This is a genomic window from Bradyrhizobium sp. USDA 376 (assembly GCF_054063675.1).
This window is the reverse complement of the sequence record NZ_JBSSGN010000001.1, coordinates 3714782-3736209: the sequence shown is the minus strand read 5'-3', so window position 1 is coordinate 3736209 and position 21428 is coordinate 3714782. Positions and strand designations below refer to the sequence as shown.

Here is a 21428-nt window from a genome sequence, read left to right as displayed (position 1 = left end):
ATGAAGAGAGAAAGCCGCGGCATCCAGTCGATCGAGGTCGGCGGAGAATTGCTCCGCGCGCTCGCCAAAAGCGGCGAGCCGATGATGCTGCGCGATCTCGCGCGCGAGGCCGGCATGACGCCGGCCAAGGCGCATCCTTATCTCGCCAGCTTCTCGCGCATCGGACTGATCGAGCAGGACGAGACCACCGGCCGTTACGAGATCGGTGCTTTGGCGCTGGAGCTCGGCCTGATCAGCCTGCGCCGCCTGTCCGGCGTGCGCATCGCGGGGCCGAAGATCGCCGCGCTTGCGAGCCAGATCGGACACGCGGTCTCGCTGGCGGTTTGGGGCACCCATGGCCCGACCGTCGTCCAGCTCGAAGAGCCGGGCCAGCCCGTGCATATCGTGATGCGCGCGGGTTCAGTGATGGCGCTGCTGGAGACCGCCACGGGGCGCGCCTTTGCGGCCTTCCTGCCGGAGAAGACCATCAGTGCCGCCCTCGAAAGCGGCCTCGACCGCCATGGCGTCGGTTACAATCCGAAGCGGGCCGTGAAGGGCGCGAAGATCGCCGAGATGCTCACCGAGGTGCGCAAGCACGGCCTCGCCCGCGCGCTCGGCGATCCCCTGCCCGGCGTCAACGCGTTCTCGGCGCCGGTGTTCGACCATTCCGGCCATGTCGCGCTGGTCATCACCGCGATGGGCCCGGAAGGAACGTTCGATGCCCGCTGGGACAGCCCCATCGCGCACGCCCTGCGCGACTGCGCCGGCGGTATCTCGAAGCGGCTCGGCTATGGGATGACGGTTGCGGCGGAGTGAGCGATAGCTCTCTGAGTCGTCCTGGCGAAGGCCAGGACCCATTACCCCAGGGAGCAGTCGTCGCGTGAGCTGGTAACCACGAGCCTTCGCCAAACCACGTCTTGTGGTAATGGGTCCTGGCTTTCGCCAGGACGACATCGAAGGCGTGGAGCGACCTCGCGCCCCTTACTTCTCTTTCACCGGCACCGTGTAGTTCAGGATCAACCGCCCGCCGTCGGGATAGATCGTCTGCCCGGTGATGTAGGACGCATCGTCGCTGGCAAGGAACGCCACGACCGAGGCAACCTCGCTCGGCTCGCCGCCACGGCCAGCCGGTGTGCGCGAGAGCACGGTCTTACGCGCATCATCGGACGTGTAAATTGCGGAGGCCACCATGTCCGTCAAAATCGTGCCCGGCCCGACCGCGACGACGCGAATGTTGTGCGGGGCGAGCGCGACGGCCGCAACCGACGTCAGCTGCTTCATGCCGCCCTTCGACATCGCGTAGGTCGCAAGCGCCGGGATCGCCAGCAGCGCGTTCACCGAGGACATGTTGATGATGACCCCGCCGCCACCCTGCGCGATCATCTGCTTGGCCGCCGCCTGCACGCCGAAGAACGCGCCTTTCAGATTGATGCCGATGATTTCGTCGAACTCCTCTTCGGTAATCTCGAGGATGTCCCGGTTACGGGCGACGCCGGCGTTGTTGACCATGATGTCGAGCCGGCCGAATTCCTTCACCGCGGTCGCGACGAGCTGGTCGACGTCGGCACGCCTGGCGACATTGCCGACGACGGTGCGCAGCGCATCCGGCCGCCCCAGCTCGGCGGCCGTCGCGGCAAGACCCTCGGTATCGACATCCGAGATGACGACCTTGACGCCGTCGTCCAGAAACCTCTTCGCGCAGGCCTTGCCGATGCCTCGCGCCGCGCCGGTGATGGCGGCAACCTTGTCCTTGAGCTTCATGTGCGCGCCTCCCGAAAACAGGACGCCGTGTCGGGCGTCAATTCGCCGCTGATCGCGCCGCGGCCGGCATGTAGATCTGCGCGTAGCCTTCCTTGATCGCGGCGGTGATGCGATCGAGGCGGCGGTCGATGTGCTTCTCCAGCACCGACACGCAGGCCTCCTCATTGCGCGCCTTCAGGCCTTCGACGACGGCGCGGTGCTCGGCCTGCGTGTTGGAGCGGTTGATGCGGTCCATGTCGATCCAGCGCACGAAGCGGATGCGGGCATTGACGTTGCGCAGCACGCGCAGCATCTCGGCATTGTTCGACATCCCCATCAGCCGCTCGTGGAAGGTCTCGTCCAGCTCGACCAGTTCCACCGAGGAGCGCTCGCCGGGATCCGGGCCGGTGGCTTCGAGGAATTTCAGGAGCGCGTCGATGTCCTCGTCCTTGGCGCGCTTGATGGCGAGGCGAATCGCGGCGACCTCGATCGACTTGCGCAGCTCGTAGAGATCGAAGATCTCGTGCGCGTCGAGCTCGCGGCAGAAGAAACCCTTGCCCGGCGTGAAGCGCAGAAAACCTTCGGTGTTGAGGCGGTTGAGCGCCTCGCGCAGCGGCGTGCGGCTGACGCCGAGGCGCTTGGCCAGCTCGCCCTCGTTGAGCCGTTCGCCCGGCTTGAACTCGTAGCTCACGGCCATCGCCTTGAGCTGTTCATAGACGCGATCGACGATACTGTCGGAAGCCAGTTCCACGTTGCTCATCATCAGCTGCATTCATGCCCGAACACAGCCCAATATATCGGGGCTGTGTGGACGATGGCAATGCAAACCAGAGATTAGCAGAGCTTGTTCAGAGCTTTGCGACAGCCGGACTCAGGCAAAGACGCGCGGGCGCAGTCCAGCATGAAACCAGGTGATCATGGAATAGATGTCGTAGACCGGCAAGCCGACCTCGGCCTGCAAGGCCGCCGCATAAGGCGGCATGTTGGTGCATTCGAGCACGATGGCGCCGACGTCAGGGTTCTTGGCAACGAGCTCCTTGCCGGCCTCGACAACATCGCGCTCGGCTTGCGCCACGTCCATGTCGTCCTTCTCGGCCTTGATCAGGACGCGAAAGAACTCCTTGCCGTGCTCGGTGCCGACCAGCGGCGTATCGAGCGGCACGCCGGCGCCTTCGAGATGGGCCGGCGTCAAGGTCGAGCCCGACACCGTGACGAGGCCGACGCGCTTGCCGGGCGGCAGGGTCGCCTGCACCCACGGCACCTGCATCAGTGACGAGGTGGCGACGGGCACGCCGACGGCGGCGGCGATCTCTTTCTGGAACAGCGAGAGGAAGCCGCAATTGGTGGTGATGGCTTCGGCGCCCAAGCGCACCAGATCCTTGGCCGCGTCGATGAAGTCAGGCAGCAGGCCGGCGGCGCCCTTCAGCACCACCTTCTCCGGCGATGCCCCGCTCACCACGCGATAAAGCACGGGGAACGGCCAGGTGGTGCCGTTGCCCATGTCGCCGGGAATGCGGGGGAAGCGCGCTTCCAGCATCAGAATGCCGAGCGGCGCGCCATAGATGGCCTTGCCGCCGCGGGCAATACGAGAAGGCGAGTTGGCAGGATAGGTCATAGTGCGATCTCAGAGGAAGCGAGTGGGTGCGAACGGCGCGAGTGGAATCTCGGGCTGCTTGCCGCTCAGAAGCTGGGCGACGAGACGGCCGGTGCGGGCCGAGCCGACCAGGCCGACATGACCGTGGCCGAAGGCGTAGACGATGTCGCGCGAGGCGCGTGCGTGGCCGATGCAGGGAAGTCCATCAGGCATGCTCGGGCGATGACCGAACCAGGTTTTGATGCGCGAGGCCGGAATGTCCTTTGGCAGTTTTGGGAACATGCCGAGAAGGTGGTTGCGCAAAATCTCGGCGCGCTTCCAGTTCGGTGCGGCCTCGAGGCCGGCGATCTCGACCGTGCCGGCGGCGCGCAGGCCCTTGTTGGTCCAGTTCACCACCATCTTGGCATCCGACGCCATCATCGAGCTGCGCGGACCTGATTCCGGATTCTCGATCATGACGTGATAGCCGCGCTCGGTCTCGAGCGGGAGGGGATCACCGACCGATGCGGTGAGCTGCTTCGAGCGAGCGCCGGCAGCAACGACGGCAGCATCGCAAGGAATCTCGCCGGTCTCGGTGAGAACAGCCACGAGCTTGTTGCCGGACAGCTTCAGTCCGGTTGCCTTGGCCCGCACGTGCTTGGCGCCACTGGCAATCGCATGATTGGCGAGGGCTGCGACATAGGCTCCGGGATCGCGGCAGCGGCCGGCCTCTTCCACCACGACGCCAAACGTGTAGCGCGGATGCAGGTCCGGCTCACGCTGACGCATCTCGTCGGCATTGAGCTCCAGCCATTCGACGCCGACCTTCCTGCGCAGGCGCCAGCCGAGATCGTTGTCGAAATTGCCGCGCGACGGGAACACATGCATCACGCCGTTGCGCTCGACCAATTCAGGGACGCCGGCCTCTTCCGCGAGCTTCCGGTGCAGCAGCGGTGCATCCTTCAGGAGATCGCGCAGCGCAAAGGCCGTCTTCTCGACCCGCGCCGCGGTCCAGCCCGACAGCAGATACTTGATCAGCCAGGGCAGCGCCTTCGGCAAATAAGACCAGCGGATCGCGAGCGGGCCAAGCGGGTCCATCAGATAGCCCGGCACCTTTTTCCAGACGCCGGGCTCGGCCGGCGGGATCACCGAATGCGAGGAGAGCCAGCCGGCATTGCCATAGCTCGCCGCCTGCTCACCGCCGGGCTCGCCCGGATCGATCAGCGTGACGCGATGCCCCTCGCGCAGCGCCTCGATGGCGCTGATCACGCCGACCGCGCCGGCTCCGATGATGGCGACGTGGCGGCCCTCAGGCATCGCTTACGCCTTCACCGCCGGCGTGAAATCCTTGCCGACCGAGATTGCCCTGGAATCGATGATGCAGTGGAGGATCGACGGCTTGCCCGAAGCGAGCGCCCGCTCGAACGCCGGCGCGAACTCTTCGGTGCGCTCGACGCGCTCGCCATGGCCGCCGAACGCCTTGGCATACATCGCAAAGTCAGGGTTCTTGAGCTGGGTGCCGACGACGCGGCCGGGATAGTCGCGCTCCTGATGCATGCGGATGGTGCCGTATTGCGAATTGTCGACAACGATAACGACCAGCGGCGCGTCATACTGCACGGCGGTCGCGAACTCCTGGCCGTTCATCAGGAAGCAGCCGTCACCGGCGAAGGCGACGACGACGCGATCCGGATATTGCCGCTTGGCGAGCACCGCTGCCGGCACGCCGTAGCCCATCGAGCCCGAGGTCGGCGCGAGCTGGGCGGCAAAGCTGTGGAAGCGGTGATGGCGATGGATCCAGCCGGCATAATTGCCGGCGCCGTTGCAGACGATCGCGTCCTTCGGCAGGCGGTCGCGCAGCCAGGTCATGACCTGACCATACTGGAACGAGCCCGGCAGCTCGCGCGCCTTCTCGGTCCAGGCGAGATAATCGGCATGCGCCTTGGCGGCCTCGCCCTTCCAGGCAACCGCGCCCGCGGGCTTCAGCGTCTCGACGGCGGCGGCGAACGCGGCCGGCGTCGCCTGGATCGCCAGCGCCGGCTGATAGACGCGGCCAAGCTCTTCCGAGCCCGGATGCACATGGATCAGCTTCTGCCGCGGCGTCGGAATGTCGAACAGCGTGTAGGACGACGACGGCATCTCCGACATGCGACCGCCGATCAACAGGATGACGTCGGCGTTGTCGATCCGCGCTTTCAGCCCCGGGCTCGGCCCGATGCCGAGATCGCCGGCATAGTGCGAATGATCGGCGTCGATCAGCGAGGCCCGGCGGAACGAGGTCGCGACCGGCAGGTCGAATCGCTCGGCAAAGCGCGCGATGCTCTTGGTGGATTCATCGGTCCAGCGCGAGCCGCCGAGGATGACCAGCGGCGCCTTGGCGCCGGCGAGCATCGCGCTGACACGCTCGATGTCCGAAGGCGCCGGCCAGCTCACCGCCGGCTCGATGCGCATCGCATCGGCAACGGCGGCGGTCTCGGTCAGCATGTTCTCCGGCAGCGCGATCACCACGGGACCGGGACGGCCCTGCATCGCGACGCGGAAGGCGCGCGCGACGAGCTCCGGAATGCGATCGGGACGATCGATCTCGACGGCCCATTTCGCCATGGGGCCGAACACGGCCTTGTAGTCGAGCTCCTGGAACGCCTCGCGCTCGCGCATGCCGGTGTCGACCTGGCCGACGAACAGGATCATCGGCGTCGAATCCTGCATCGCGATGTGGACGCCGTGGCTGGCATTGGTGGCGCCGGGGCCGCGGGTGACGAAGCAGATGCCGGGCCGGCCCGTGAGCTTGCCATAGGCTTCCGCCATCATCGCAGCGCCGCCTTCAGCGCGGCAGATCACGACGTCGATCGGGCTGTCATGCAGCGCATCGAGCGCCGCCAGATAGCTCTCGCCCGGCACGCAGGTGACGCGCTCGACGCCTTGGGCGACGAGCTGATCGATCAGGATCTGGCCCCCGGTGCGGGTGTTACGAATGGTCATGACAGCTCCCTGCAGGCTTTGGCGATGCGCTTTGAGGCTTCGCGCAAGTTTTGTTCCGGGGTGGCGTAAGACAGGCGGACATAAGGTGCAAGGCCGATGCAAACAGTGCAGAGGGCATCGGCACGCATGTCAGCCGCGCGCGGCGATTGCGATCACCTCGATCCGGTAGGCCGGGTCGGCGAGTTCGACCTTGCCGCAGGCGCGAGTCGGTGCGTTGCCCGGCACGACCCAGGCGTCATAGACCGCGTTCATGGCGTCGAAATCGTCCATGGTTCTAAGCCAGACCTGCACGCTGAGCAGGCGCGACTTGTCGGTGCCGGCGCGCGCCAGCATGTCGTCAACCTTGGCCAGCGCCTCTTTTGTCTGCTGGGTGATGTCGGCCGTCTTGGTGTCCGCGACCTGGCCGGCGAGGAAGACGAGATCGCCGAACACGGAAGCGCGGCTGCGGCGGGCGTTCTGGTCAATGCGGGTGATGTCAGACATGGGATATCCCTTTACGTGCCGGTGGCGATGATGCGGCGGCAGTGTTCGAGCGCGGCGCCGATGAGGTTGTCGCTCGCCTCCGGCGTGCGGAACGCCGAATGCGCCGACAGCGTCACGTTCGGCAGCTTTGTCAGGGGATGCCCTGATGGCAGCGGCTCGACCGTGAAGACGTCGAGGCCGGCATGCGCGATGTGGCCCGAACGCAGCGCATCCAGCATCGCGTCCTCGTCGACGACGGCGCCGCGCGCGGTGTTGATCAAAATGCTGCCCTTGCGCATCTGCGCGATGCGCTCGCGCGACAGAAAACCCTTGGTCTCGTCATTGAGCAGCAGATGCAGCGAGACGACGTGGCTCTCCGCCAGCAGCTTGTCCAGCGCAACGAACTCGACGCCTGGATGCGTCTTCGGCGTCCGGTTCCAGGCGATCACCTTCATGCCGCAGCCCGCCGCCATGCGGGCCGTTTCCGCCGCGATGCCGCCGAAACCGATCAGGCCGAGCGTCTTGCCGGTGAGCTGCATCGCGTCACGGCGCAGCCAGTTGCCCTCGCGCATGCCGCGGTCCATCTCGCCGAAATTTCGCGCGGAGGCCCACATCAGTGCGATCGCGCATTCGGCCACCGCGGTGTCGCCATAGCCCTTGATGGTGTGGACCGAAATGCCGCGTTGGCTAAGCTCTTCCGGATTCATGTAGCTGCGCGCGCCGGTGCCAAGGAAGACGACATGCTTCAGCGCCTTGCACGTCTCGGCAATCGCGGTCGGCACCGCCGTATGATCCACGATCATGATCTCGGCATCGCCGAGCAGGCCGGGCAGGTCGGCGGGCTTGATGGAGGGGTTGCGGTTGATGCCGACTGGCAGATGGGCGGCACCCAGCAGCTTCTCGGTGACCGCGGCCAGCGTGTCGTTGGCATCGACGAAAACAGCACGCACAGACTTTCTCCTCTCAATCCCGAAACCCGCAAGCCGGTCCGGCATAAGCGCCCGGTCTCACGAAGTTTTCTCTCGCTTTGCCAAGGGATTAGGCTTCAACCTGCCTCATCGCTCAAATCGCTGGCAGGTTCGCAATACCATATTGCATTATGATCTGAATACAGAAATAGTCCACGGGCCGGAGTTGTTGATCATTCCCAGGGAGCACGACCATGAACCGCAGGGACGCACTCACCACCGTCGCGCTGGCGGGCGCCGCAATGGCCGCGACCGCTTCGGCCAAGGCCGATACCGCGCCGACCTCCACGCTCGATCGCATCAAGAAGAGCGGCGTGCTGCGGATCGCGGTCATTGCCGGCCAGGACCCTTATTTCCACAAGGACCTCGCGACCAATCAATGGTCGGGCGCCTGCATCGACATGGCGAACGACATCGCGGCCAAGCTCGGCGCCAAGGTCGAGACACTGGAATCGACCTGGGGCAACCAGATCCTGGATCTGCAGGCCGACAAGATCGACCTCGCCTTTGCCGTGAACCCGACGCCCGAACGTTCGCTCGTCATCGACTTCTCGACGCCGATCCTGGTGCACTCCTTCACCGTCATCACCAAGAAGGGCTTTGCCAAGCCTCAGACCTGGGCCGAGCTCAACAAGCCCGAGGTCAAGATCGCGGTCGACATCGGCTCGACCCACGAGACCATCGCGCGCCGCTATTGTCCGAAGGCGAACATCCTCGGCTTCAAGACGCGCGACGAGGCGATCCTCGCGGTGTCGACGGGCCGCGCCGACTGCAACGTCTCGCTGGCGGTGCTGTCGGTCTTCACGCTGAAGAAGAACCCGACGCTCGGCGATCTCGCGATCCCGCGGCCGCTCCTGACGCTGCCGACCAATCTCGGCATCCGTGCAGAATCCGATCGCCGCTACAAGGATTTCCTCAGTGCCTGGGCCGACTACAACCGCTCGCTGGGCCAGACCCGCGAATGGCTGCTCAAGGCCTACGAAACCGTCGGCCTCAGCGCCGAGGACATCCCGAGCGAAGTGCAGTTCTGACGGCGGGCAAAAGCGGAATGGGATTTGGATGAAGCGTCATCGCGCTTCGCCCGATTGAATGCGGCTCGACCAGCTGCCTCGACGGAGGTGCGTTCCCTCCCCCCTTGTGGGGGACGACCATCACGGATGGCGTCTTGGTGACGGGCGGAGCAAGCGCCTCGTCCTTCGAGACGACCGCTTCCAGCGGTCTCCTCAGGATGAGGCTAAGCAGCATTGCCCCCGTTGAAATTGCCGCCGCGCACTCCGCCCTCATCCTGAGGGCCCGCCATTAGGATGGGCCGCAGGCAAGCTGCCCGCCACGTTTTTCTTCATATGCGATCGCCCTACCGAGGTTGTGCCAATTGCGGACATCCGGATCACGGCACGATGATCCAACAGGTTGATTTATCTCAAGACTGCATTCGGAACGCGAGCTAGCCTATCTTCGCAAGGCAGCGATACGTCCGGACAATCGGGAGGTAAAGCATGTACCGGCACATTCTCATTCCGACAGACGGGTCTAAGCTAGCGGAGCGTGGGGTGGCGCACGGATTGGCGCTGGCGAAATCCCTTGGCGCCACCGTATCCTTCATCTTCGTTGTGGAACCATTCTCCGAAGTGTCAGGCCGGTTCCTTGAAGCAGTCGCAACATATGCCGAGCTGCGCAAGGAACAGGCCACGAGCGTACTGGACGGCGCGGCAAATGCGGCCAGGACGGCCGGTGTCTCCTGCGAGACGATTCAAGCGGAGAACGGGCAACCCCATCAGGCCATCATCGCAGCAGCCGCGGACAAAGGCTGCGATCTCATCGTCATGTCGTCGCATGGGCGCAGCGGACTCGCCGCGCTTCTCATCGGGAGCGTGACGAACAAGGTGCTGACGCACGCAAAGACCCCCGTCCTGGTCTGTCCATGAATGTGGAACCCTGTTGAAGTCAAACCATCGCTCCGGAAGATGGCGACAGGGTCGTCCAGAAAGCGAGCCTCCAAATGTACACCCGGATTCTCCTAAGCACGGACGGATCGGACGTCGCAAGAAACGGCATCAAGCATGGGATTGCTTTGGCAAAGGCCTTGAAGGCCAAGGTAACCGTCATCGCCGTGACGGAATCACTGCCAATCGACTACGGGAGCGGACACGCCTCGGGATGGATACCGTCGCAGCAGGAAATTGATAGCTTCGACGCGGCCTGCAAGGAACGTGCGGGCAAAGTCCTCGACGAAGCGCGAGCTATGGCAGAGCAAGCCGGGATATCCGCAGAACTCCTGCACGTTCCGAATGCGCACCCGGCCACCGCGATCATCGAAACAGCAAAGTCGGGAGGCTGCGACTTGATCGTCATGGGCTCTCATGGGCGCCGCGGTCTCAAGAAGTTATTCCTGGGGAGTCAAACATCGGAGGTCTTGGCCGACGGAAGCGTGCCGGTGTTGGTCGTACACTAAAAGCGCCGAGTTCCGCCGAGCGTGCCCGGCATTCTTCTCATCCGGCCTCCCTGATTTTCTTCTCCTCGTTGGTACCCGAGCGGAGCTCCGCCCAAACGCGGCAGCGCGCCCCCTCATTGAGCGGCACAACATGAAACGGCTGGCCGAAGATGGCGAGAGGCTCCCGGTCCGGCTCGAACCGCGGCCAGGCTTCCGCAACGTCCGGCTCACCTGATGTGACGAAGCGCAGCAGGCTCGCCTGAAACTGCGCGGCGACGTCGATATCCGCGGGCGTCATCGGACCGCCCTTTCGCTTTAGGATCGGACGATCAATGAAGTCAGGCAGATGCGCCCAGAGGCAGGCATTGTTGGCACCGTGGGTCGGCCCCTGCGACAGGAACGGCTCCAGCGCCGGACGATGGTCGAACCGGCTCAACCACACCTTGCCGCCGGCCGCAGCATGAAGCCGCGCGAGATCGGCCATCGGGCGATGCCAGAATGCATCAGACAGCAGCGCCTCGTATGGATCTTCGTCTGGACGCGCGGTGGCGCGGTAATAGGACAGCAGGCGTCCCCAGCCGGCATCGCCGAATGCGTTGCGCACCTGACGCTCGGTGGTGCGGATCATCGCAGCGGGTGGCGTGCTCTTCAGGAACATCGCCATCTCGTCGCGACAGGAACCGAGCCAGAGCGGAATGTCGCGCAAGCTGCCCTCAGCGAAGACGTCGCGCGGCTCGCGCGCGATCACGGTGCCGTCGAGCACCGGGCCGAACACAGTACCCGACTCCGTCTCATCGGCGAGCCTGCGACCAACCCGCTCCACCACCGCGAAGAGCTTTGGCAGCGGCACAGACCTGATCGCGGCCGGATCGTGCGCCAGTTCGAGCTCGTTGTCCACACGGCGTGCGACCTCGTCAGCATGATCGGCGCTCATGATGGTCCGGCCGGGCGCGCTGAGCGCGAGGGCACGGATGAACTTGCCTTTGGCCTGTGGCAGGGTTGCGAGCACAATCACCATGGAGGCGCCGGCCGACTGGCCGGACAGCGTAATCGCATTCGGATCGCCGCCGAAGTTTGCGATATTGGCATGCACCCAGTCGAGCGCGGCGAGCGCATCCTGGAGCGCGAGGTTGTTCGCCTCGCCCAGGCCGTGACGATGCAGTTGCAGGAAGCCGAGCGGGCCGAGCCGGTAGTTGATGGTGACGATCACCGCCGGACCGTGCTTGGCGAGGAAGCCGCCGTCATAGTCGGCGCCGCCGCCGGTGACGAAGGCGCCGCCGTGAATGAAGAACATCACCGGCAGCGGCCGATCCGTCCCAGTCGGTGTCCAGATGTTCAGGCTGAGACAGGATTCCTCATCTGCCTGCTCGATATGACCGGGCTGCGGAGCGAAAGCGCCGTAGTCGGTGCAGCGGCGCGGCTCCGTCCACGCGTGCGGCCGCGTTGCCTTGGCAAATCGCTGCGCGATGGCGAACGGCACGCCCTTGAAGGCACGCACCGTTCCTTGCTCGACGCCGATGACAGGCCCGCTCGTGGTCGAAACTGCGTTGGTTAGCATGCGGTCGTTACCCTGTCTTTCACTCAAGCGCGGCGCTTGCCGAGATCGGCGATGTCGACGGTGTGGGTTTCGCGCGCGGTCGCCGCGGCCGCCGCCGAGATCACGCAGCAACAGGCCACGAAGATCGCAACAGGGACCCAGCCGTTCGGCCCCTCACCCACCAGGCTCGCGCTCACCAGCGGCGTGAAGCCGGCGGCGAGGAAGCCGAGCTGGGTGCCGATCGCGGTGCCGGAATAGCGCACGCGCGCCTCGAACATCTCGGCGTAGAACGACGGCCAGATCGCGTTCGGCGCGGCGTAGACAACGCCGGACAGGATCATCGCGGCGGCGAAGATCGCGATCGTGTTGCCCGAGGTCACCAGCATGAAATAGGGGAACAGCAGCACGGCGCAGCCGAGCACGCCGCCGATGAACACCGGCTTGCGGCCGATCTTGTCCGCGAGCAGGGCCCAGAGCGGCTGGGTGATCAGCGCGGTGACATTGCCGAGCACGCCGGCCCACAGCATGGTCGGACGCGCCACGCCGAACTTGGACGTCGCATAGCCGAGCGCGAACACGGCGGTCATGGTGCTGACGGTCGCGATCAGCGCGCAGACGATGACGCGCAGCACGTCGGGCCAGTAGTCGCGCAGCAGTGCAACCACCGGGAAGCGCGCGACTTGCGCCTTGTCCTTGATGTCCTCGAACACGGGCGTTTCCGGCATGGTCCGCCGCACCAGGTAGGCGACGACCAGCACGAAGAACGACAGCAGGAACGGGATGCGCCAGCCCCAGCTCAGCAGCTGGTCTTCGGGCAGGCTCGACACCGGGATGAATACCAGCGTCGCCAGAATCGCGCCGGCCTGGGTGCCGCTCAGCGTCCAGCTCGTGAAGAACGCGCGGTTGGAGTTGGCGGAATGCTCCAGCGTCAACGAGTTCGCCCCGCTTTGCTCACCGGCAGCCGAGAGCCCCTGCAACAGGCGCAGCAGCGTCAGGATAACAGGCGCGGCATTGCCGATCGTCTTGGCGTCCGGCAACAGCCCGATCGCGAGCGTCGAGCCGCCCATCAGCACCAGCGTGAACAGCAGCACCGTCTTGCGGCCGATGCGGTCGCCGAAATGACCGAGGATGACCGCACCGACGGGCCGCGCGATATAGCCGATGCCGAAGGAGAGCAACGCGAGCAGCGTTGCTGTGCCGGGATCGACATTGGCGAAGAACACTTTTGGGAAGATCAGCGCCGCCGCGGTGCCGTAGATGAAGAAGTCGTAGTATTCGAGCATGCTGCCGACGAAGCTGACCAGCGCGGCGCGCTTGGGCAGCTTGTTTTGCGTGGCTTCCGCGCCGGATGATGCGTGCAGCGATGCGGTTGACGTCAACGTCATGAAATTCCTCCCCCATGTGTCCGGTGCGGTTCGCGTCAGGCCGTCCGCCTCGCGCGCGTTTTCTGGTTCTTGTTGCCGCAGCCTTGGTTTGAATCGATAATGTACGAACTAGTACGTTTATGCAATACGCGTTGGATCACGGCCGGGACGGACGAAATTTGCCTTCACCTTCAAGGTGATCCGTGGAAACTGGCGGGAGAAACAGCAATGCTCGAGCGCATGCCGCCCCCATCGAAGCGCACCAACGACCCCGAGCGCACCAAGCGCGACATCCTCGAAGTGGCGATGGCCGAATTCGCCTCGGAGGGCTATTCCGGCGCCCGCGTCGATGCGATCGCGGCGCGGACGCGCACGTCGAAGCGGATGATCTATTACTATTTCGGCGGCAAGGAGCAGCTCTACCTCGCAGTGCTGGAGGAGGCCTATCGCAGCATCCGTGCGCTGGAGGACCAGCTCGACATCGAAAGCTGCGACGCCCGCGAGGGCCTGCGCCGGCTGATCGAGGCGACCTTCGACCACGACGAGCGCAACCCGAACTTCATCCGCCTCGTCTCAATCGAGAACATCCACCACGGCAAGCACCTGAAGCAGAATGTGCAGCTGCGCCAGCTCAACGCCAGCGTGATCGCAACGCTGGACGGCATCTTGAAGCGCGGCCGCACGGAGGGTGTCTTCCGCGACGACGTCGACGCCATCGACCTGCACCTCGCCATCTCCTCCTACTGCTTCTTCCGCGTCGCCAACCGCCACACCTTTGGGGCGCTGTTCGATCGTGATCTGAGCGAGCCGAAGGTGCTGGCGAAGAGCCGGGCGCAGATCGTGGAGATGATCTTGGCGTGGCTGGCGGCGAAGGGGTGAGGCTGCGACCGCGCGCTGCAGTCGAAAGCGGCCGCTACATATTCAGTGTCGTCCTGGCGAAGGCCAGGACCCATAACCACCGAACATCGTTTGGCGAAGACCCGGGGTTACCAGTTCCCGCCGCAACAACTCCCTGGGGTAATGGGTCCTGGCTTTCGCCAGGACGACGAACAAGAATCACCCACCCCTCTTCTGCCGCGTGCTCGCCAGCAGCACCAGCATGAAGGACGCCGCCGTCATCAGCGTCGAGATCGCGGCGATGGTGGGATCGATCTCGTCGCGGAGCGCGGTGAACATGCGCTTGGTCAGCGGCTGATACTGGCCGCCCGAGATGAACAGCGCGACGATGGTCTCGTCCATCGCCGAGATGAAGGCGAAGATGCCGCCGGCAACCACGCTGGACTTGATCTGCGGCAGCGTCACCGCGAAGAAGCTGCGCAGGCGGTTCATGCCGAGGCTACGCGCCACCATCTCCTGCGCGGGGTCGAAGCTCTGCAGGCCCGCCAGCACGGAGATGACGACATAGGGCAGGCCCAGCATCACGTTCGCCAGCACGAGGCCGGGCATGGTCGCGACCAGGCCGACCTTGGCATAGACGAAGAAGATGCCGACCGCGGTGATGATGATCGGCACCACCAGCGGCAGCAGCAGCGCCATATGGATCAGCCGCATGATCCGCAGCTTCGACTGGCTGATGGCATAGGCCGCGGCAACGCCGAGCGGCGTCGCGATCAGGACGGTCAGCAGGGCAACCGTCAGCGTCACCCTCGTCGCCTGCATCCAGGCCGGATTCGAGAAATACTGCTGGTACCAGCGCAGCGAGAAGGACGGCGGCGGGAAGGTCAGGAAGCGCGCACTGGAGAACGAGATCGGCGCGATGATCAGGACGGGGAGGATCAGATAGACCAGCACCAGCGCGCTGATCACGTAGAGGGCAATCCGTGCGGGCGAGGCGCGCATCATTTCTGCCCCAGCACGCGATCGAGCGAAATGAAGCGGCTGACGACGAAGAAGATCGCGAGCACGCTGAGGAGCAGCACCACGGCAACCGCGCTCGCAGCCCCGAACTGGTTGTAGAGCTCGACATTGCGGCTCACCAGCATCGACACCATCACGGTGCGTCCGCCGCCGAGCAGCTCCGGCGTGATGTAGAAGCCGAGGCAGAGCACGAACACCATGGTGCAGCCGGCGAGCACGCCCGGCAGCGACAGCGGCAGGAAGACGCGCATGAAGGTCAGCGACGGGCTCGCGCCCAGGCTGGCGCCGGCCTGCATGAGATCGTTCGGGATCTTCTGCATGGTGGCGTAAAGCGGCAGCACCATGAAGGGCAGCAGGATATGCACGGTCGCGACCACCGTGCCGAACGTGTTGTGGACCAGCGCGAGCGGCTCCGAGATCACATCCATATAGCGCAGGAACTGGTTGATCACGCCGGTGCGCTGCAGCAGCGCCAGCCAGGCATAGGCACGGACCAGAACGGACGTCCAGAACGGCAGCACGACCAGCGACAGGATGAGGATGCTCCACCCCTTCGGCACCGAATTGGCGAGATAGGCCACGGGATAGCCGAGCAGCAGCGCGATTCCAGTGACCGCGAGGCTGATCTCGAAGGTCAGCGCAAAGCTGCGCCAGTAGACGTCCTCGGTGAAGACGCGACGATAGTTCTCCAGCGTGAAGCCGTCATCGTAGATCGACTGCCAGGCGAGCCAGCCAACCGGCAGCACGATCAGAGCCAGGATCACCAGCAGCGCCGGCGACACCAATGCCAGCATCAGGCCGTGCTCGCGGCGCTGATGTTTTTGGGAGGGATCTGGCAAGGATGTCGTCAGCATTCGCTCGCTCATCTCGGGTGCTGCACCTCTCCCGCTTGCGGGAGAGGTCGGATCGCGAGAGCGATCCGGGTGAGGGTTCTGTCCTCTTGGGGAGCGATCATTGCGGAGACACCCTCTCCCCAGCCCTCCCCCGCAAGCGGGGGAGGGAGCGCACCGTCAGCTCTGGCACGACTTGCGCTCATCGCGACTCCGCTACTTCTGCATGAACGACGCCCAGCGCTTCTCGGCGGCCTCGCCGGCCGGCGAGGACCACCACGCATAGGACATCAGCGCCTGCTTGGCCGCATTGGCCGGTTCGCTCGGCAATTGCGCGGCGCGCTCGGGCTTGATCACGCCCGTCTCGAACGCCTTGGGATTGCCCGGACCGTAGTCGATGTGCAGCGGCAGATTGGCCTGGTGCACGGGATCGACGGCTTCGTTGAGGAACTTCACCGCGGTTTCGAGATTCGGCGCGCCCTTGAGGATGCACAGCGAGGTGCTCTGCAAAATGCCCTGGTTGTAGGTGAAGGCGACCTTGGCGCCCTCCTTGGCGACCGCGCTGACGCGGCCGTTCCAGGCCATCTCCATGTCGACCTCACCGTCGTTGAGCAGCTGTGCCGACTGCGCACCAGATGTCCACCACACCGTGATGTGCGGCTTGATCTCTTCCAGCTTCCTGAAGGCGCGGTCGACGTCGAGCGGGTAGAGCTTGTCCGGCGCGACGCCGTCGGCCATCAGCGCGGCCTCGAGCGTCGCGAACGGGTGGTTGCGCAGCGCGCGGCGGCCGGGAAATTTCTTCACGTCCCAGAAATCGGCCCAGCTGTTCGGCGCGTCCTTCGGGAAGGTCTTCTGGCTGTAGGACAGCACGCTGGAATAGAACTCGTAGGACACCGAATAGGGACTGCGATAGGCCTCCGGCATCGCCGCGCCGTTTGGAATCTTCGAGAAGTCGAGCTTCTCGATCAGCCCCTGCTCGCCGCCGCGCAGGCAGTTGCCGGTCGGGGTGTCGACGACGTCCCAGATCGGCTTGCCGCTGCCGACCTGCGTCTTGATCGCCGGCCAGGCGTCGGGAATGGAGTCCTGGTTGATGGTGATGCCGAGCTTCTTGGCGGAGGGATCGAGGATCGCCACCGTCTGCGCCTGCTGATAGGCGCCGCCTTGCGAGACGAAGGTGATCTGCTCGGCGGCATCCGCCGCGCTGGTCAATCCAATTGCGCCCAGCAGCGCGCAGCCCAATCCAAATTTCTGCTTCATCGTCATCCTCGCCTCCTCCATCGCCAAAGAGATCTCACTGACCGATCGCATCGAGAAACTGGTACCAGCCGGCGACCATGCGCACGGCGGGCTCACGCAGCGGATAGAACGGAATCGCTTTCATGCGCCGCGCATCGAGCAGGCCGACGTCAGGCGTCTCCCCCCGTACGAAGGCGGCCAGATACCGGCCCATCAGGCTCGACATCGCAACGCCGGCGCCGTTGTAGCCGACCGAGAACAGCGTGCGGTCGTCGAGCCGGCCGATATGCGGCACCGAATCCAGCGTCATCGCGACGAGGCCCGACCATTTGTAGGCGAGCGGGACATCGGCGAGGTCGGGAAAGATGCCGACCATCGCCTTGCGCAAGGCGTCGAACGCGGCCTGCGAATCCTGCTTGCCGAAGGCCCCGCGGCCGCCAAAGATCACGCGGTTGTCGACCATGCGGAACCAGCGCATCATGCGCTTGGTCTCGGTGTGGGTGCGCCCCGTCGGCATCAGCTTTCCCGCAAGATTGCCGGGAAGCCGCTCGGTCGCGACCATGGCGCTGCGGAACGGGATCAGCGTGCGTTGCAGATGTGCGGTCGCGCCGGTCAGATCCGAATAGCTGTTGGTGGCGATGATCGCCTGCTTGGCGCGCACAACGCCTCGCGGCGTCTCGGCGACGATGCCGTCCTTGTCGCGCCGAAGCTTGACGACCGGCGACTCCTGGAAGATCGGAACGCCGCGGCGCGCGACGCCATCGGCAAGGCCGCGCAGATAGTTGAGCGGATGGATGCCGCCGGAGCCGGGATTGAGCACGCCGCCGACGAAGATGTCGGAACCGGTCTCCTCGCGCACGCCGCTCTTGTCGAGGATGCGGACCTCGGCCGAGCCCATCTCGCGCGTCATCCAGTTGGCCTCGTCGATCGCGGCCTTCAGCGTGGTCTCGTTATGCGCGGCCTTGACCTGGCCGGTGCGGGTGAGGTTCGCGCTGGTGATGCCGAACTCGGAGACGAGCTCCTCGACCATGTCGGTCGATTCATGCGCGATCTCGTACATGCGCCGCGCCATGGCGCGGCCGTGCACGGCGTCGATCTCGCGGAACGAGAGGCGGAATTTCGCGGTGATCACGCCACCATTGCGCCCGCTCGCGCCCCAGCCGGGGCGGTTGGCCTCGAGCACGACGGGGCTGAGCCCGCTCTTGGCGATGTGGTGCGCGGCGGAGAGGCCGGTGTAGCCGGCTCCGATGATCACCACATCGGCCTGTTGCTCGCCCGACAGCACGGGATAGTCGCGCGCCGGATCCGCCGTGGCTTCCCACAGCGAATTGACCGATGGCAGCGCGCTCCAGTCCCGTGTCATGCCGCCGCTCATCCGTTACGCCGCCGGGCCGATCGCGGCGTCGGCAAGCGCCTTCAGGGTCGGGAAATGGAAGTCCGGCTTGGTCAGCGTCTCCACCGCCGGCGTGCCGCCGAAACCGGCGATGCCCTGGCGGCGCTCGATCCAGCACACCTTGTAGCCGAGTTTTCGCGCGATCCCGATGTCATGGTACTGGCTCTGCGCGACGTGCAGGATGTCGGACTGCTTGTAACCGAAGGCAGACTGGCGCCCCTTGTTGTAGGCGAAGAATTCCGGGTTCGGTTTTGCAACGCCAGTGTCGTCGGCGCAGACGGTGTCGTCGAAGGGATTGCCGAGCGCATGTGCGTAGCACGACAACGCGACGCGGTCGGCATTGGTCATCGCGACCAGGCGGAATTTCGTACGCAGGCGCTTGAGCGCTTCGACGGAATCGGAGAACGGGCCCCAGCGCAGCACAGCGAGCTGGAACACGTCGCAGGAGGCATCGTCAGCGGGCAGCCCAAGCTCCTGCGCGAGGTAGCGATAGACGTGGAACATGACCTCGCTCGAGCGCTCGTAATGCTTGTCGCGGCCGCGCTTGTAGGATTCGAAAATCTTGTCGTCGCTGAGCTCGGCCGGCGTCTTGCCCGAGATCTTGCGCACCGCGGAGAGCACGCCGGTCTCGAAATCGATCAAGGTGCCGACGACGTCGAAGGTGAGGACCTTGAAATTGCTGAACGCGGCTTGGGTCGACATATCAGTTTCTTCTCTCGGGTTGGATGAGGCTGAAGTTCAGTCCCCCACCCTGGGGACGACAATGGTGTCCTCGGGGTGGAGCGTGACGGTGAGGCTGCCGCCGAGCGGCGGAATGCGGTGATACGCCTGGTGGTAGCTCGGCTGGCGCAGGCTGAGCGCGATGCCATCGGCGAGCGCGAGGAAAATGCGCAGGCTCTCGCCCTGGTAGACGATGTCGGTGACGGTCCCGGTCAGGCGGTTGCAGGCGGCATCCTGCGCGCCGTCGTCGATCAACAGCTTTTCGCTGTGCACGGCCAGCATCAGGGCATCGCCATCGGGAATGGCGCGCGCACTGCGCAGCAAGGCATTGCCGAGCGCGACGCTGGAGGCATCGACCCGGCGGACCGGCAGCATCGTCGCTTCGCCGATGAAGCTGGCGACGAAGGAATCGGCGGGATGATCGTGCAGCCGCGCCGGCTCGTCGATCTGGATCAGCCGGCCGTCCTTCATGACGGCGACGCGGTCGCTCATGGTCAGCGCCTCGCGCTGGTCGTGGGTGACGTAGATGATGGTGGCACCGATGCGCTTGTGCAGCGCGCGCAGCTCGATCTGCATGGATTCGCGGAGCTGCTTGTCGAGCGCGGAGAGCGGCTCGTCCATCAGGATCAGGCGCGGCTCGAAGATCATGGCGCGTGCGAGGGCCACGCGCTGGCGCTGGCCGCCGGAGAGCTGCGCGATGCCGCGCTCCTCATAGCCGGCAAGGCCAACCATAGCGAGCGCCGCGCGCACCTTGTCGGGCCAGCTCGCTTTCGGCAGGCGCCGCGCGCGCAGGGGAAAGGCGACGTTCTCGCCGACGCTCATATGGGGGAACAGCGCGTAGTTCTGGAAGACGACGCCGATGTCGCGCTTGTGCGGCGGCATCCAGGTGACGTCGCGGCCACCGAAGAGAATTGTGCCCGACGTCGGAAGGATGAAGCCGCCCAAAATGCCGAGCAGCGTGGTCTTGCCGGAGCCGGAGGGGCCGAGCAGCGAGACGAATTCACCGGCGCCGACATTGAGCGAAACGTCGTCGAGGGCGCGAACGGCGCCATAGGCCTTGCTGGCGGACCTGATCTCGACGCTTTCCGCTCGCTTGTCCAACGATCGTCCTCGCCATGTCCCTTCGCTGGCATGCCTCACTGCACGCCATAAGCTTGCTTTATAGACAGGGGTCTGGAGCACTCGTGGTTGCAGCGTGCGCTGCAACCAAACTTCTCCGGAAGCCTCTGTGTTTAGGCTGTCATGCCAATGACACCAGACTTGGCAAAACTCGGCAATTGCCAAATTCTCACCGCGCTCATAACATGACGTTATGCCCGAGCTCCGCCGCATGCTGCCGTCCAGCAACGCCCTGTTCGTCTTCGACGCAGCGGCGCGCAATGGCAGCTTCACCGCGGCGGCCGCCGAATTGAACGTGACGCAGCCGGCGGTGAGCCGGATGCTCGGCCAGTTCGAGGAGCATCTCGGCGTTCGCCTGTTCGATCGCAAGGCCGGCCGCGCGGTGCTCACCGAGGAAGGCGAGCTGCTCTATCGCCGCGTGCTCGAAGGCTTCCGCAGCATCGAGAGCGGGCTCGTCGAGATCGAGCGGCGGCGCAAGGGCACAGAGACGGTGACGCTGTCGGTCTCCTCCGCCTTCACCACGCATTGGCTGATGCCGCGCATCGACAAGCTGCAGAAGCAGTTTCCGCAAGTCGATCTACGCTTCCAGCTCATCTCCGGCGCGCTGCGCGGGCCGGTGGAGAATGTCGATCTCGGCATGCGCTTCCGCGATCGCGAAGAGCCGTCGTCCGGCGGCACGCTGATCATGAAGGAAGTGATGCTGCCGATGTGCAGCCCCGGCTATCTCGGCGAAACCGATCCGACCGAGGGCAACACCATCATCCGCCTCGCCGAAACGCCGGGCGATTGGGCCGCGGATTACGCCTCGCTCCTCACCGGGCGCCGCGGCGCGGCCAAGGCGCTCAGCTTCACCGATTATGCCGTCGTGGTGCAGGCCGCCCTACTCGGCCAGGGCATCGCGCTCGGCTGGCTGACGGTCGCCTCGCACTGGCTGCTCACCGGCGCGCTGGTGCCGGCCTCCGACACGCTCACCACCACGCGCCGCATCTGTGAATTCTTGCCGCCGCGCAACCGCTTGATGCGCCCGATCGCCGCCGAGATCCGCGACTGGATCATCGCGCAGATGCACAGCGAGATCGCCGCGATCGACCGGCTCTATCCGAAGCTCGGCGCGATGGAGGCGTGTTACTAAGTGAAGCTGTGGTGCTCCCTCTCCCCGTTCTTACGGGGAGAGGGTCGGGGTGAGGGGCTGCTTCCGCAGTCACGGTGAGAGTTGGACTCGCGGAGAGTCCCCCTC

Annotated in this window: 21 protein-coding genes; 6 read left to right on the top strand and 15 right to left on the bottom strand. The window is 65.1% G+C overall.

Translation table 11 applies throughout. From position 1 onward, the window contains the following. A complete protein-coding gene (locus tag ACVJ19_RS17525; RefSeq protein WP_453950288.1) occupies positions 1 to 795 on the top strand; it encodes an IclR family transcriptional regulator in 795 nt (264 codons plus the stop codon). A gap of 165 nt (positions 796 to 960) precedes the next feature. Here the strand turns inward: ACVJ19_RS17525 and ACVJ19_RS17520 are convergent, their stop codons facing one another. The 7 genes from ACVJ19_RS17520 to ACVJ19_RS17490 form a co-directional block, all read right to left on the bottom strand. Beyond that, complete coding sequence (locus ACVJ19_RS17520; protein ID WP_453950287.1) at positions 961 to 1740, bottom strand: SDR family NAD(P)-dependent oxidoreductase; 780 nt, start codon at positions 1738 to 1740, stop codon at positions 961 to 963. 37 nt (positions 1741 to 1777) lie between these two features. Beyond that, on the bottom strand, positions 1778 to 2479 hold the full coding sequence (locus tag ACVJ19_RS17515) for a GntR family transcriptional regulator (protein WP_456739405.1): 702 nt from the start codon (positions 2477 to 2479) through the stop codon (positions 1778 to 1780). Between the two features lie 111 nt (positions 2480 to 2590). Beyond that, the gene (locus tag ACVJ19_RS17510) at positions 2591 to 3334 is read right to left on the bottom strand and encodes an aspartate/glutamate racemase family protein (protein ID WP_439370197.1); all 744 of its coding nucleotides are present in this window, start codon (positions 3332 to 3334) and stop codon (positions 2591 to 2593) included. A gap of 9 nt (positions 3335 to 3343) precedes the next feature. Further along, the gene (locus ACVJ19_RS17505) at positions 3344 to 4609 is read right to left on the bottom strand and encodes an NAD(P)/FAD-dependent oxidoreductase (RefSeq protein WP_453950285.1); all 1266 of its coding nucleotides are present in this window, start codon (positions 4607 to 4609) and stop codon (positions 3344 to 3346) included. A gap of 3 nt (positions 4610 to 4612) precedes the next feature. Next, the gene (locus ACVJ19_RS17500) at positions 4613 to 6274 is read right to left on the bottom strand and encodes a thiamine pyrophosphate-binding protein (protein WP_453950284.1); all 1662 of its coding nucleotides are present in this window, start codon (positions 6272 to 6274) and stop codon (positions 4613 to 4615) included. Positions 6275 to 6403: 129 nt separating this feature from the next. Next, positions 6404 to 6757 (bottom strand): RidA family protein, encoded by a 354-nt coding sequence (locus ACVJ19_RS17495; RefSeq protein WP_018641182.1) that lies wholly within the window; start codon positions 6755 to 6757, stop codon positions 6404 to 6406. 11 nt (positions 6758 to 6768) lie between these two features. Next, positions 6769 to 7686: an NAD(P)-dependent oxidoreductase gene (locus ACVJ19_RS17490; protein WP_453950283.1), complete on the bottom strand. Its 918-nt coding sequence runs from the start codon at positions 7684 to 7686 to the stop codon at positions 6769 to 6771. Positions 7687 to 7898: 212 nt separating this feature from the next. Here ACVJ19_RS17490 and ACVJ19_RS17485 point away from each other — a divergent pair, with 212 nt between their 5' ends. From ACVJ19_RS17485 to ACVJ19_RS17475, 3 genes are all read left to right on the top strand, one after another. Then, positions 7899 to 8735 carry a transporter substrate-binding domain-containing protein gene (locus ACVJ19_RS17485; protein ID WP_453950282.1) on the top strand — a complete coding sequence of 279 codons (837 nt, stop codon included), beginning with the start codon at positions 7899 to 7901 and terminating at the stop codon, positions 8733 to 8735. 465 nt (positions 8736 to 9200) lie between these two features. Beyond that, on the top strand, positions 9201 to 9629 hold the full coding sequence (locus ACVJ19_RS17480) for a universal stress protein (RefSeq protein WP_453950281.1): 429 nt from the start codon (positions 9201 to 9203) through the stop codon (positions 9627 to 9629). A 74-nt stretch (positions 9630 to 9703) separates the two neighbouring features. Further along, the gene (locus ACVJ19_RS17475; RefSeq protein WP_453950280.1) at positions 9704 to 10156 is read left to right on the top strand and encodes a universal stress protein; all 453 of its coding nucleotides are present in this window, start codon (positions 9704 to 9706) and stop codon (positions 10154 to 10156) included. A gap of 37 nt (positions 10157 to 10193) precedes the next feature. Here the strand turns inward: ACVJ19_RS17475 and ACVJ19_RS17470 are convergent, their stop codons facing one another. Together ACVJ19_RS17470 and ACVJ19_RS17465 are read right to left on the bottom strand one after the other, a co-directional pair. Beyond that, complete coding sequence (locus ACVJ19_RS17470) at positions 10194 to 11693, bottom strand: carboxylesterase family protein (protein WP_453950279.1); 1500 nt, start codon at positions 11691 to 11693, stop codon at positions 10194 to 10196. Between the two features lie 23 nt (positions 11694 to 11716). Next, complete coding sequence (locus ACVJ19_RS17465; protein WP_453950278.1) at positions 11717 to 13057, bottom strand: MFS transporter; 1341 nt, start codon at positions 13055 to 13057, stop codon at positions 11717 to 11719. A gap of 207 nt (positions 13058 to 13264) precedes the next feature. Here ACVJ19_RS17465 and ACVJ19_RS17460 point away from each other — a divergent pair, with 207 nt between their 5' ends. After that, on the top strand, positions 13265 to 13915 hold the full coding sequence (locus ACVJ19_RS17460) for a TetR family transcriptional regulator (RefSeq protein ID WP_453950277.1): 651 nt from the start codon (positions 13265 to 13267) through the stop codon (positions 13913 to 13915). A gap of 177 nt (positions 13916 to 14092) precedes the next feature. On the opposite strand, the gene ACVJ19_RS17455 is transcribed toward ACVJ19_RS17460, so the two are convergent. The 6 genes from ACVJ19_RS17455 to ACVJ19_RS17430 all read right to left on the bottom strand — a co-directional run bounded on the left by ACVJ19_RS17455 (position 14093) and on the right by ACVJ19_RS17430 (position 20173). Further along, positions 14093 to 14878 carry an ABC transporter permease gene (locus ACVJ19_RS17455; protein ID WP_453950276.1) on the bottom strand — a complete coding sequence of 262 codons (786 nt, stop codon included), beginning with the start codon at positions 14876 to 14878 and terminating at the stop codon, positions 14093 to 14095. Next, the gene (locus tag ACVJ19_RS17450; protein ID WP_453950275.1) at positions 14875 to 15747 is read right to left on the bottom strand and encodes an ABC transporter permease; all 873 of its coding nucleotides are present in this window, start codon (positions 15745 to 15747) and stop codon (positions 14875 to 14877) included. The genes ACVJ19_RS17455 and ACVJ19_RS17450 overlap by 4 nt, the downstream gene beginning before the upstream one ends. A 192-nt stretch (positions 15748 to 15939) precedes the next feature. Next, complete coding sequence (locus ACVJ19_RS17445; protein ID WP_453950274.1) at positions 15940 to 16986, bottom strand: ABC transporter substrate-binding protein; 1047 nt, start codon at positions 16984 to 16986, stop codon at positions 15940 to 15942. A 28-nt stretch (positions 16987 to 17014) separates the two neighbouring features. Then, complete coding sequence (locus ACVJ19_RS17440; RefSeq protein WP_453950273.1) at positions 17015 to 18322, bottom strand: NAD(P)/FAD-dependent oxidoreductase; 1308 nt, start codon at positions 18320 to 18322, stop codon at positions 17015 to 17017. 15 nt (positions 18323 to 18337) lie between these two features. Beyond that, positions 18338 to 19054: an HAD family hydrolase gene (locus ACVJ19_RS17435; RefSeq protein ID WP_453950272.1), complete on the bottom strand. Its 717-nt coding sequence runs from the start codon at positions 19052 to 19054 to the stop codon at positions 18338 to 18340. A 36-nt stretch (positions 19055 to 19090) separates the two neighbouring features. Beyond that, positions 19091 to 20173, bottom strand: a complete 1083-nt coding sequence (locus ACVJ19_RS17430; RefSeq protein WP_453950271.1) for an ABC transporter ATP-binding protein — start codon at positions 20171 to 20173, stop codon at positions 19091 to 19093. Positions 20174 to 20384: 211 nt separating this feature from the next. Between ACVJ19_RS17430 and ACVJ19_RS17425 the strand changes: the two genes are divergently transcribed. Then, positions 20385 to 21323, top strand: a complete 939-nt coding sequence (locus ACVJ19_RS17425; protein ID WP_453950270.1) for a LysR family transcriptional regulator — start codon at positions 20385 to 20387, stop codon at positions 21321 to 21323. The last annotated feature ends 105 nt before the right edge of the window (positions 21324 to 21428 follow it).

Coding starts and splice junctions, on each gene's coding strand:
- ACVJ19_RS17525 (WP_453950288.1), top strand. CDS start 1: ATGAAGAGAGAAAGCCGCGGCATCCAGTCGATCGAGGTCGGCGGAGAA.
- ACVJ19_RS17520 (WP_453950287.1), bottom strand. CDS start 1,740: ATGAAGCTCAAGGACAAGGTTGCCGCCATCACCGGCGCGGCGCGAGGC.
- ACVJ19_RS17515 (WP_456739405.1), bottom strand. CDS start 2,479: ATGAGCAACGTGGAACTGGCTTCCGACAGTATCGTCGATCGCGTCTAT.
- ACVJ19_RS17510 (WP_439370197.1), bottom strand. CDS start 3,334: ATGACCTATCCTGCCAACTCGCCTTCTCGTATTGCCCGCGGCGGCAAG.
- ACVJ19_RS17505 (WP_453950285.1), bottom strand. CDS start 4,609: ATGCCTGAGGGCCGCCACGTCGCCATCATCGGAGCCGGCGCGGTCGGC.
- ACVJ19_RS17500 (WP_453950284.1), bottom strand. CDS start 6,274: ATGACCATTCGTAACACCCGCACCGGGGGCCAGATCCTGATCGATCAG.
- ACVJ19_RS17495 (WP_018641182.1), bottom strand. CDS start 6,757: ATGTCTGACATCACCCGCATTGACCAGAACGCCCGCCGCAGCCGCGCT.
- ACVJ19_RS17485 (WP_453950282.1), top strand. CDS start 7,899: ATGAACCGCAGGGACGCACTCACCACCGTCGCGCTGGCGGGCGCCGCA.
- ACVJ19_RS17480 (WP_453950281.1), top strand. CDS start 9,201: ATGTACCGGCACATTCTCATTCCGACAGACGGGTCTAAGCTAGCGGAG.
- ACVJ19_RS17475 (WP_453950280.1), top strand. CDS start 9,704: ATGTACACCCGGATTCTCCTAAGCACGGACGGATCGGACGTCGCAAGA.
- ACVJ19_RS17470 (WP_453950279.1), bottom strand. CDS start 11,693: ATGCTAACCAACGCAGTTTCGACCACGAGCGGGCCTGTCATCGGCGTC.
- ACVJ19_RS17465 (WP_453950278.1), bottom strand. CDS start 13,057: ATGACGTTGACGTCAACCGCATCGCTGCACGCATCATCCGGCGCGGAA.
- ACVJ19_RS17460 (WP_453950277.1), top strand. CDS start 13,265: ATGCTCGAGCGCATGCCGCCCCCATCGAAGCGCACCAACGACCCCGAG.
- ACVJ19_RS17455 (WP_453950276.1), bottom strand. CDS start 14,878: ATGATGCGCGCCTCGCCCGCACGGATTGCCCTCTACGTGATCAGCGCG.
- ACVJ19_RS17450 (WP_453950275.1), bottom strand. CDS start 15,747: ATGCTGACGACATCCTTGCCAGATCCCTCCCAAAAACATCAGCGCCGC.
- ACVJ19_RS17445 (WP_453950274.1), bottom strand. CDS start 16,986: ATGACGATGAAGCAGAAATTTGGATTGGGCTGCGCGCTGCTGGGCGCA.
- ACVJ19_RS17440 (WP_453950273.1), bottom strand. CDS start 18,322: ATGACACGGGACTGGAGCGCGCTGCCATCGGTCAATTCGCTGTGGGAA.
- ACVJ19_RS17435 (WP_453950272.1), bottom strand. CDS start 19,054: ATGTCGACCCAAGCCGCGTTCAGCAATTTCAAGGTCCTCACCTTCGAC.
- ACVJ19_RS17425 (WP_453950270.1), top strand. CDS start 20,385: ATGCCCGAGCTCCGCCGCATGCTGCCGTCCAGCAACGCCCTGTTCGTC.